General features: G+C 33.4%; 14 protein-coding genes. 3 read left to right on the top strand and 11 right to left on the bottom strand.

Translation table 11 applies throughout. The annotated features are described in order from the left end of the window. The first annotated feature begins 93 nt into the window (after window positions 1-93). From AC1DTM_RS12695 to AC1DTM_RS12685, 3 genes are all read left to right on the top strand, one after another. Window positions 94-312, top strand: a complete 219-nt coding sequence (locus AC1DTM_RS12695) for a hypothetical protein (protein ID WP_477000303.1) — start codon at window positions 94-96, stop codon at window positions 310-312. After that, window positions 285-533: a chromosome segregation protein SMC gene (locus AC1DTM_RS12690; RefSeq protein WP_477000302.1), complete on the top strand. Its 249-nt coding sequence runs from the start codon at window positions 285-287 to the stop codon at window positions 531-533. The genes AC1DTM_RS12695 and AC1DTM_RS12690 overlap by 28 nt, the downstream gene beginning before the upstream one ends. A 109-nt stretch (window positions 534-642) precedes the next feature. Next, entirely contained in the window at window positions 643-990 is a 348-nt protein-coding gene (locus tag AC1DTM_RS12685) for a hypothetical protein (protein WP_477000301.1), read from the top strand. A 195-nt stretch (window positions 991-1185) separates the two neighbouring features. Here the strand turns inward: AC1DTM_RS12685 and AC1DTM_RS12680 are convergent, their stop codons facing one another. The 11 genes from AC1DTM_RS12680 to AC1DTM_RS12630 all read right to left on the bottom strand — a co-directional run. Next, entirely contained in the window at window positions 1186-1530 is a 345-nt protein-coding gene (locus tag AC1DTM_RS12680) for a hypothetical protein (protein WP_477000300.1), read from the bottom strand. 40 nt (window positions 1531-1570) lie between these two features. Further along, window positions 1571-1792, bottom strand: coding sequence for a hypothetical protein (locus tag AC1DTM_RS12675; RefSeq protein WP_477000299.1), 222 nt, complete (start codon window positions 1790-1792; stop codon window positions 1571-1573). Window positions 1793-1794: 2 nt separating this feature from the next. After that, the gene (locus AC1DTM_RS12670; RefSeq protein ID WP_477000298.1) at window positions 1795-2415 is read right to left on the bottom strand and encodes a hypothetical protein; all 621 of its coding nucleotides are present in this window, start codon (window positions 2413-2415) and stop codon (window positions 1795-1797) included. Window positions 2416-2439: 24 nt separating this feature from the next. Beyond that, window positions 2440-2706, bottom strand: coding sequence for a helix-turn-helix domain-containing protein (locus tag AC1DTM_RS12665; protein ID WP_098212788.1), 267 nt, complete (start codon window positions 2704-2706; stop codon window positions 2440-2442). Between the two features lie 1296 nt (window positions 2707-4002). Then, the gene (locus AC1DTM_RS12660; protein ID WP_477000297.1) at window positions 4003-4266 is read right to left on the bottom strand and encodes a hypothetical protein; all 264 of its coding nucleotides are present in this window, start codon (window positions 4264-4266) and stop codon (window positions 4003-4005) included. A 126-nt stretch (window positions 4267-4392) separates the two neighbouring features. Continuing rightward, complete coding sequence (locus AC1DTM_RS12655) at window positions 4393-4656, bottom strand: helix-turn-helix domain-containing protein (RefSeq protein ID WP_477000296.1); 264 nt, start codon at window positions 4654-4656, stop codon at window positions 4393-4395. Between the two features lie 49 nt (window positions 4657-4705). Beyond that, window positions 4706-4948 carry a helix-turn-helix domain-containing protein gene (locus AC1DTM_RS12650; protein ID WP_477000295.1) on the bottom strand — a complete coding sequence of 81 codons (243 nt, stop codon included), beginning with the start codon at window positions 4946-4948 and terminating at the stop codon, window positions 4706-4708. Between the two features lie 223 nt (window positions 4949-5171). Further along, the gene (locus tag AC1DTM_RS12645) at window positions 5172-5981 is read right to left on the bottom strand and encodes a hypothetical protein (RefSeq protein ID WP_477000294.1); all 810 of its coding nucleotides are present in this window, start codon (window positions 5979-5981) and stop codon (window positions 5172-5174) included. Between the two features lie 588 nt (window positions 5982-6569). Continuing rightward, window positions 6570-7301 carry a hypothetical protein gene (locus AC1DTM_RS12640; RefSeq protein WP_477000293.1) on the bottom strand — a complete coding sequence of 244 codons (732 nt, stop codon included), beginning with the start codon at window positions 7299-7301 and terminating at the stop codon, window positions 6570-6572. 302 nt (window positions 7302-7603) lie between these two features. Further along, the gene (locus tag AC1DTM_RS12635) at window positions 7604-9727 is read right to left on the bottom strand and encodes a DUF262 domain-containing protein (protein ID WP_477000292.1); all 2124 of its coding nucleotides are present in this window, start codon (window positions 9725-9727) and stop codon (window positions 7604-7606) included. A 10-nt stretch (window positions 9728-9737) separates the two neighbouring features. Then, the coding region (locus AC1DTM_RS12630) for a hypothetical protein (protein WP_477000291.1) at window positions 9738-10271 on the bottom strand (534 nt) is incomplete at its 5' end.

Genomic DNA, 10271 nt, shown 5'->3' with positions numbered 1-10271 from the left:
GGGGGGGGACGGATTCTGCTATAATCAAATAACCGATTCCTAAAAATAAATTTTCGCAACGGAATCAGGAACTTTTTAGGGGGTCTAGCTGCCATGACAGAAAATGAGAAGAAATTGATGGAACAGGTATATGAAATGGTAACGGAAATGGCACAGGACGTAAAAGAATTGAAGAGTGATGTAAAAGAGTTCCGAAACGAGGTCACTGATTTTAGAACTGAAATGAAGGGATTCTATTCTGAGTTTCGTAACAACCAAAAAGAAATTATGGGGGGAATCGCTACATGGCAACGGAAAGAGAAATTGAATTAGCAAAACAAGTACTAGCAAAGTTAACAGCGATGGATAATAAGCTAGAAAAGTTGGATAACAGAATGGATAGTTTGGAAGGTAGTTTTAAAGGATTGCAAGCTACATTCACGCAGGGTTTTGCTGATGTACATAAAGGATTAAATGAGATAATCGAAATAAATAAAAACAGAAAGTCAGCAAAGGAAATCGTTGAAGGAATCGCTGGGAAGGAAGATCAATAAAATAAATCTGTCATTAACCCTACTTTATTTTTATGTAATTGTACTATATAACTATTTTCTGTTGTATTATTTGAATTATGTAATTATCAAATAGCAAAGGGGAAATATTATGAAGTGGATTCAACTCTTATTTTTTGCAGTAACTGTAGGTGTACTTTGTATTCTTTTTTATGACTATAATGCACTAAATCAATTACTACGTGGGAATGAGGATTCAATAACAACTTTATTTCAATTGAGTAATGACTCGACCAGATTCACTTTGGGGGAATTACAGAAACTACTAGGTGAGAATAAAACTTCGATGATGACTGTGGTGGAGTTTTTTGGAATTGCACCGCAACACACAGCAATTTTAAAAACAACACTCACAGCATGGTTTTTGTTTACCCTTGTTCATATTATTGTTAGCAATCAAAATAAAAACAAACAGAGAAACAATAATGCAAATTCGTAATAAAATCGAGTCTATGACCCGTTTTCACACGTGTCTCGGCTGAATCTCAAAAGGGTTAGGGATTTACCTTAACCCTGTTAAATTAACCCCTTTTCATAGTTAATTAAGCAACAGTTTAAATCGTATTTCATGGGTCTGAATAGGAATATACCTGACCTTCATTTTTGGGCCTGAGAATGCCTTTATATCAAGCCCTCATTTAGCTAAACTCTTGCGTATTCTACTGTTTCTCTCTGATTTACTTTTAGCTGACTTTCTGCATACATCAGAACAATATCTCAAACGTAAATTACTAGTTTTAAATATCCTCTTACAGCCATTACATTCTTTTGAGGAAACTGAAACCTCTTTGACTACACCATGTTTAGAATCAATTCTATTCAGTAAATTTAAGTAGTCGCACTTAACCTCTTCTTTATCGAATTTGTAGCGGCCATGTTTAACCAATAGAGGACAATGTGCATCTCTCAATACACACCAGTTCTTCTCACCATTAAATTCTTTAATTAAGTTGCAACAACCCTTTGCTTCTATTTCCATATCTCCTGATCTCCCCTTTTAAAACAGAAAAACCCAACCATTATTTGGCTGGGTTCTCTTCTTCTTCTTTATTTTTGCTTTTTCTAAATCTCATAATTGCATAAGGTGTAGCAACTACAATAGGTTCGTTACGTGCTGAGATAAATCGGCTGATAGCATTTTCGTCCATCGGTGTTGGTTCAGCTTTTGTAATGCCTACTTCTTTGTTAATCTCATCGACAGCCAAACCTAATGTGATCTTTTCTAATGAACTTCTCGCCATAATTATTTCACGTCCTTTGGTTGTTTTAAGTGTTCTGGTAAATTCCCATGAGTAGCGGAAAACATTTCGTTACGAGATACAACAGATGATTCAAACCAACTAAAATGTGGCTGGTACTGTTCTTGATTGAATGAGTGTTCTAAACGTGGAAACTCTTCTTTAACTGTTGTATCCTCAAACACTTCATAAATCTCAGGTGCAATTTCATGGTATTGTTTTTTGAACTGTTTCCCCATTTCAGCTACCTCAGTTAGTAATTCATAACGGTGGCGAATAGCAAGTTCTGTCACGTCATACTCATTAGCACTAGAACGGTCTTTTCTCAATACATCTTGAAATACTGGTACATAAGCCAGTTTTAAAGCGGTTCTTTTCTCGTCCAGTTCTTCAAACATAGAATGAATGATTTCTACTTTAGAGTTAATGCCCTTTGCCTGTGCCTTTAAATAAATGCGTTCTGATAAGTTGGCATTTTCCTGGTCTAACAGAATCGCTGTCATTTCCTCTTGTAATGCAACCAGTTCTGTTTTTAGTTCTTGTTCTTCCTGATCTAATCCCTCAGCTTTTGCCTTGTACTCAGCTATAACTTGTTTTGTTTCAACGAATAAATCTTTTACTTCCATTTCCCATTCCTCCAATAGTAGATATTATTTGTAGCCTCTTGAAGCCTTCATTTCTAAGATTCTGCGAACACTGGCTAACTCAACGTTAGAAACTCGTAATCGTTTAATAGCGTCCTTAAATTTGCTGTGATACAGCGGTGTGAACTCTATTTCACCTCGTTCTAGTTTTCCGATGGTACTTCTATCAACGCCCATGACCTGTTCAAAATCTGATTGAGTCTGATTTCTCAACTGCCTGACAGGTTTAATAAAACGATGGTCAAAATCCTGTTTGTATTCCAAGTTATTCACCTTCTTTTTTTGGGAACTTCATATAAATAAAAAAAGGCATGTCATACGACACACCTTAGTTAATAGGAGATCAATTCAACTATCATTATCCGTAGGAAACTATTTAAAGCTTCCTCTATTATAATATCTTTGAAACCATAGGGCATTACAGGTAGAAAAGCAATCTTTCAAAAAGTTTTTTAAAATTAAGGTTCTTTATCACCAAAGAATGTGTATATGGCGAATAGAATTATGAAAAAAGACATTCCTTGAAGGTTTAGCCACTTTACAACAATAAATGACCCTTTTATAATAAAATTAGTAAATAATTCATGTGAAGTGGTTTTTTCGTTAAAAACGTAATAAAAATACTTGATATACATAAACCCCCAACTTCCACACCTTGACAGGGTGGAGGTCGTGAGTTCGAGCCTCTCCGGGGTCATACATTGGTCGAAATCCGCGTCAGATTAACGTTTGAGGCGGTTTTTGTATGGCATCTAATAATAATGAAGGAACAGTTTCAAAACGTAAAGGGAAACGCGTAAAGAAGGAGTTACGAACATTTGCTACACAAGCTTGACCTAGTTCCACTTAAAAATATACACAGTCTAGCTTTTATTATAGAAAGTATATTTAGTAGCAACAATCATGAAAACAATGAAAAAGATATCAATTTAGCTTTATTTGCTAACGAACAGTTCCATCACACTGACCCTCACACAAAGCTTTATAATCAAATGACATTACTAATGCAACATCATTCCATTCGAATATTTATGAACCAATAGCTTATTTTTGTAGATAACTCATTTGCTGCTTCTTATCATTAACATTTATAAAAAAGAAGTAAAGACCTATACCTCTAATACAGTCAATTAAACCGACCATATCCCGTCCAAAGTTTCGAGATTTCTTATCCATGTTCGTTCATCACCCAGCAAACTCCACTGACAATACTGCTCTTCTTATGGATAGGGTGACATACCTCATTCTGTTACACGAATTAGTAACATACGGACAATTGCTTTGTAATAATGATAAATCCCGTAAAAAAGGAGGCTAACCACAATCGATTCATTATTTTGCGCATACTTTATTTGAAATTAAAAAGACTACCCTATGTACGGTAGCCTTATATATACATTATTTATAATACCTGGGCAATAACGTAGCCCCAAAGGTAAATCTTTATGGGAATAGTCGTATTCCTTTGCTTTAGAACAATGAGTTGTTGTCACTCTTCAACACATTATGTATAGAGTTAAAAGAAATTCAATCCACTTCCACATACTATTCGATGTCTGATAACCCATTCTAATCTTTGTTCACTTTATATATATCAGAAAAACCTTTGTACAGACTTTCAATAATTTGACCTATAGCAATTAAAATTGCTCCCCTCACAACCAAAGGAGTAATCTGTTGTGTAAAAACTTTTAAGAATTCAGGGCTTGAGCTATATTCTTTATATATTGCCCACAATTGAATTCCTGCTACCAATAACGCAAGAGCATATCCAACAACTTTACAAATTGTATATACTGCTATGCATAATATTTCAATCCATTTTCTATTCATGTAATTCCCTCTCCTTTTATTAATATTAGTGACTTTGACTTTGACTTTGACTTTGACTTTGACTAATTTTGACCTTTATTGTAACAATTAAGGAATAATTTTACAAGTGTGTTCATTCAAATAAATTTATTGGTCTAGTAATAATATGTATTCAAGTCGTGCTGTGTACGGCCAACATTCATCATCTTTGCGTTTATCGATGTACGACCAAAGCTTTTGTTCAAATGACAGCTTTGACTTTTTAACTCCCTTCACGTATTTGCCGATTGTGTCTTTGGATACACCAACCTTCTCGACTAATTGCTTCTGTGTCCACTCACCTGTCGCGTATAACTCACGAACCTTCTGTATTTTCTCCTCCGTTAACTTCCTCTTACATTGTTTACTCATCTCAATTTCCTTTCTATCAATGACTTAGTAGATTTCTAACACTTAACGTTTAAAAAGGAGAAGTAGCGTMTCTTATCCCCCTATCTTGCTCTGTAAACATACGATACATTAAAACGGAATCCATAATACAAACAACCCGTTTAAATCGTTTGATGAAATTAGGTGTGATTCGTTTGCTCCTATTCTCAATTGCAGACACTAAACTTGTACTAATGTTCATTCGTTTTGCTAATTCTGATTGATTAATATTTAAAAACGTACGTACAACTTTAACTGTTGTTGCTGTGACCATCGAATTTTCGCCTCCAATCTTTTATTAAGTTGCTTTACACTAATTAAATCTGACCCTAATTCGTTTTTGTAACGGAGAAATCAAAAAAAGTGCAAAAAAAAAAGGCCTCCTATGTGACTTCCTAACTACTGAGGAGAGATATCTCGAAAATTACAAATATCCTGTAATTCAATTATTTGCAACCTTCCTAACAACATATATTTTCCCCTACGGATATACAGGACTACTCATTTACAACTGTTTTGTTTTTGTTCTTCAATGCTACTATGACTTCATCACGCAGTGGCATATCTTCAAATATCCAGTAAAACCAATTTGTAATTTCTAACTGTTTCTTTCTTTTTCTGTACTCTGCTACTTTATTCGGTTGCATGTCCATTATTGCATCATGTTCTTGAAACATAGCCTCTTGTAATTTTTTAACTGATAAAGATAGACTAGCCTGTAATACATCTTGCGTGCATTGATTCGTTTTCATGAAATGTATGTTTAGTTTGTGGCGATTTTCTCCCCACGTTTTACGTCTTATTCTAAGCATAGCTGTATGCTCTAAATGTTGAAAACTATGGCAATATGTACATAACAATGAAAGTTCCACTAACTTTAATACAATTTTATTTTCATCGTATTCCCACTGTTCATGAACTTCAAGCATACCTGTATCTTCTGGTTTAAAACCACATACAGAGCATCTACGATTATATTTCTCTAACATAACCGTTCTAACTTTATCCCAAACCTTTTTACCAATCCCCTCTCTCACTGACCTTTTTTGAGCATATCTAGGCATTCGTTTTACTATTTTTAATGCCAGCTGCTCAACGATTGCTTCATATTCACTTAAATCTTTTATTTTAGGATTTTTTCTTTTATAAATAATGCACCCCATTTCTTTTAAATCTTTTTTAATTGTTACTACTGACACCTCACATTCCGCAGCTAAAGAAGAAATTCCTACTTCATCAATTACTCCAAATGAATTATTCACCATATGCCTACTGTTTATTAACTCTATACGCCCTTGTTTGTCCATTTCTTCATTTCCCCCTCTAAAGTCTTAATCTATGTCTAGCTATATCACCTTTACCACTATCATAGTTATCCATAATTGTCTATATTTTCATCTATCTTAGTTAGTGATGTTTTTTGTTAGTAAAATCTCATAATTTTTTCACGTTTCTTCGATATAAGTAATATCTGAAAATGTAATAAAAAAACAGACGTAGAACTTAACCGCAAAAGAAATAGTAGTGCGCCCTAACGGCTTGCAGTTTGGCAGTGCTCTATAATTAATAATAGAAAACGAGACGGACGTATAACTATTTAGCCACAAACTTTGATATGACGGCATTCGTAACTAGCACTGACTTACGATTTGACTTACGTTAAACTAACAATCCTCTCCCGAGGTCATAATTACAAAAACCGCATCAAACGCTAAGTTGATGCGGTTTTTATATATTTGGTATCCTCACACTTTAGAAATCAGTAATCACGTTTCACTACTTGTATTTTAGTTACAACCTCTTACAAATTAGTATTCTATTTAAAATGACAGTACACTTATACGACTGACTATTTTTCAGTTTGAATCCTATCGATCCATAAAATGAATACGGACTTAATTGACTGTAACTCTATGTATTTCTTTCCTTTTCTTTACTGTGTAATCTCCCCACTCTTTTTCTACATTTTTGAAATTCTCATCATATTTATTTTCAATTTCAGACAAATTAATATCACTTTGTTTTTTTTCTTGATAATCCAATTCGTACTGTAATTGTTGTTCTTGCCATTCAAGATTGTTCTTAAGATGTTTTAAGGCCAAGTAATTATAATAATCATTCTTTTTCACATCATAGTAACTAAGTGAATTCTGAGTATTCGCACTCATCAATGGTAAACGCTCTCGAGTTGTTTCAGTTAATTCTTTATACAATGTTGAATCTTTGAACAAAGTATCACTGTAGTCAAAATAACTTACTGGTTCGTATATTGAAAAATCTTCCACCAATACGTCATCACCATACGAATTTTTAGAGTTTTCATCGATATATGTTTTCGCACTTTCCATCCTCAGAACTACTGTGTCTATTGTCATTTGATTTATACTGATAGAAGATCTTAATTGACTTACTAACTTTTCTTTATCCTGTGCGTCATCATAAAGCTTTGTACCAAAATAAGTAAACAGAACTCCAAGAATTGTACCAAAGATTGTAATACTTATTTGTAATATCATATCCTTTTCAAAGAATGATTTTTTCCCTGTTGTATTCTCTCGATTCTGTTGCTCTCTTAAAGTTTGTGATGGTTCTTGTTCTTCTGTATTTACTACACGATCTTGTTCCATTACTCCCCAACTTTCCACCTTAATAAAATTCTAATGAAAAAATTCAGTACTGTTTATTATTAAAATCTCAACAAATTATTATCACATTCAATAACTATTGTGCTTTTCTTCATCTCAATCAACGCTTTCCCTCTATTTAGGCAGGGAAAGTATCACAGATTCAATCCAGGCGTGATTATACAATATTATGTTAATTGCAATTATATCTACTTACCAACAAATGCTGCTAATATCAGCAACATAATAAATGAGAAAACCGCTCCAAAAATACCTTTTGGGACAGCCTCTCTTTTATATCAAAACTATATACTAATTCCTGCTAACTCACTCATTTTCTCTAGCGCTTCATCAAAATGCTGAGGTTTATCAATTACATGATCATTTTCATCATATATATACATCTGTTTCTCGATAAAGTTCAAGCTGTATCCTCCGTTGCCGAGTTGTACATATTTATCCTTATATGCTCCAATTGAATCTATATAGCTACAAGCAATCCCTAATTGTTTTAATCCTGCATATATTGCATAGCTGTAATATTCCTGACAATATCCGCTCGTCATCGTAGTATCAAGAAGTAGAATATCCTTATCCTCATAAAACCGAATAAAACGTCTCTTTCCACATCGTTCCTCTAAAATGCTTGGATATTGAATAAAATATCGTCTCCAATCCATTACATCACTTTCATTAATAATTCGTTGTAAATCTGCTTGGATTGAATGTAATGCTACTTCATCTAATAGTTCTTTTAAATATGATACATTTTCATGACGTAAAAAACGTTTCCAACTAATATCACGGTCAAATCCTTCAATTAAGAAACTACGATTTTGTCCAGCCTGTATTAAATAATCTCCGAAGGTAAGTAGTGCTCTGCTTAATAAATTTATTGGTACGTTCAACTTGGTTGGTCCAAAAATAGCAATAGACTTTTCACAGTAAGTTACGAAGATTTCTTGGTTTTCTTTATGATCATCCTGCGTAAAACTCGCTATGTCATTATCATCCATATTACTAAATTGGAGGAGAAAACCAATATCTCCCTCAAAATAACTGTAGTCTTCCGCTTTGAACAGTATTTCTTCCCATTGTTGATTACTACGTATTAATTGCGCCTTAATTTGTTCTTGGGTGATCTGTGCTCCTAAAAATCCTGTTAACTTTATCGAAGGATCAACTAAATAAGAATTTATATCCCGTGCTTGTGTAATGAGCATATCGATTGTTTGGATTGACTGCATAAAATCTTCAACACGATTATAAACCGTATTCACAGTTACATTACGAATAAAACGCATCCATCTCTCAAAGCTTGTAAAATCATTATTAAAGAGACTAATATAGGATACAATTGCATATAATTGCACACGCTCAGTATAATTCAACTGACCTGTAATTGTTTGTGTAATCAGCTTCTTTATATCAATAACTGTCCGTTGGTTAAATAACTCATCACTGCATAGCATATTCATTGTTACTTCAATATTCTTAACCCATGCTTCATCATCGATAGATAGATTTGCTAATTCGTCAAATCGAATAGCTTCTTCTMCGTTAATAGCTGTAAAAAGTCGATTACGATTTTTGTTATGACGTGCTAACTGATTATAAAGGAACGCATAAAAAAAGTGTAAAAAGGACTCATCATAATTTTTGTGCTGATGCTCCCAAAAAAAATCGGACCAAGCTGTATCGATTTTATCCAAAATATCTTTTTCATTCACTGTATGGATCCTTTCTAGATACTGCTGAAAACGTGCTTTAAAATTTTCAAATGGTGTAAGTGGTTTACCTCTTGAATTCATTTTAATATATAGCGTATCTTCCAAATGGAATAAATCTAAGTCAATAAATTGAAACGTTATCGGCGCTTTAGTTGTAAGAGTTCCAAATATCCCACTAGGGAGATTATATTCACTAGCGAACTCATGAATCAGATCTATCATCGTTAGCATCGACAAAACTGTTGGATCATGAGCCCATCCGTAATAAAAATTCGCTTCATTATAAATTTGTTTTGATAATGATGTTTTCGTTAAATCAAGATCTGTTAATGAGACTAGTAGTTTACAAAACTGCTTACTACTTAGGCGTGTTTCATAAGAAAACTTTTGAAATATTTCTTGATTTGCAGCCAACTTTTCTTCTTTTAAAGCAAAATACCAATGTAATAAAAATAGTGTCGTTAAGCGTTGCTGCCCATCTAGCGGAGCAAATTGCTCCATTTCATTCACCGTTCCATAAATGAAATCTAACTCTGTAGGATTATTTGTTTGAAGTGAATCAAACAACACACGTAAAAACTCACTTCGTATATGTTGTGCGCCTTCTCTTCCTTGTGCATAATCACGCTGAATAATTGGAATTGTAATATAATTTCCGCTAATTAACTCCCAAAAAGAAAACACCTTTGATTCTTGCATCTTATATCACCTAGCTCTCTATTTGAATTGTTAAAACAGGTTCCAAAACATCCTCTATATTTTCCATATATGCATTACGATCTTCTTGATTCCAATGATGAATCTGTTTCGTTTGTTTACTATAATATTTTAAAAACACATTTTTAGTGCAAATTGGAATATACACTCCATTTTGATCACGTAAAATAATTTCTTCTCGTTTTTTCGGAAAAATCACATTTTTATAGCTACGATTAGTCTTCGCATCCAGTAACGTGCAGTTCGAAATATGATTTGAATACCCTTCACCAAAGTAATCAGTAATTTTCTGCTGAATTTTTTCAAACACTTCTGCTTCCATTTCATTTTTCATCAATAACACTTCATATTTCTTTAATTCTCTTTGAAATACTGCATCCTCTACATAAACTAAAGAATCTTGAATAAATGAAAGCTGTTCATCTCGTTTCACCAATACTTGGCTATGTAGCGCATGAATATGTTCAATATCCCATTTTTCATTTTTAAAACACTCAAAATCAAAACGTTGCTTTGAATGTTGATC

The organism is Bacillus sp. P4_D3, assembly GCF_056401855.1.
The sequence above is the reverse complement of the archived record's forward strand: the minus strand, read 5'-3'. Positions and strand labels throughout refer to the sequence as shown.

Coding starts and splice junctions, on each gene's coding strand:
- AC1DTM_RS12695 (WP_477000303.1), top strand. CDS start 94: ATGACAGAAAATGAGAAGAAATTGATGGAACAGGTATATGAAATGGTA.
- AC1DTM_RS12690 (WP_477000302.1), top strand. CDS start 285: ATGGCAACGGAAAGAGAAATTGAATTAGCAAAACAAGTACTAGCAAAG.
- AC1DTM_RS12685 (WP_477000301.1), top strand. CDS start 643: ATGAAGTGGATTCAACTCTTATTTTTTGCAGTAACTGTAGGTGTACTT.
- AC1DTM_RS12680 (WP_477000300.1), bottom strand. CDS start 1,530: ATGGAAATAGAAGCAAAGGGTTGTTGCAACTTAATTAAAGAATTTAAT.
- AC1DTM_RS12675 (WP_477000299.1), bottom strand. CDS start 1,792: ATGGCGAGAAGTTCATTAGAAAAGATCACATTAGGTTTGGCTGTCGAT.
- AC1DTM_RS12670 (WP_477000298.1), bottom strand. CDS start 2,415: ATGGAAGTAAAAGATTTATTCGTTGAAACAAAACAAGTTATAGCTGAG.
- AC1DTM_RS12660 (WP_477000297.1), bottom strand. CDS start 4,266: ATGAATAGAAAATGGATTGAAATATTATGCATAGCAGTATATACAATT.
- AC1DTM_RS12655 (WP_477000296.1), bottom strand. CDS start 4,656: ATGAGTAAACAATGTAAGAGGAAGTTAACGGAGGAGAAAATACAGAAG.
- AC1DTM_RS12645 (WP_477000294.1), bottom strand. CDS start 5,981: ATGGACAAACAAGGGCGTATAGAGTTAATAAACAGTAGGCATATGGTG.
- AC1DTM_RS12640 (WP_477000293.1), bottom strand. CDS start 7,301: ATGGAACAAGATCGTGTAGTAAATACAGAAGAACAAGAACCATCACAA.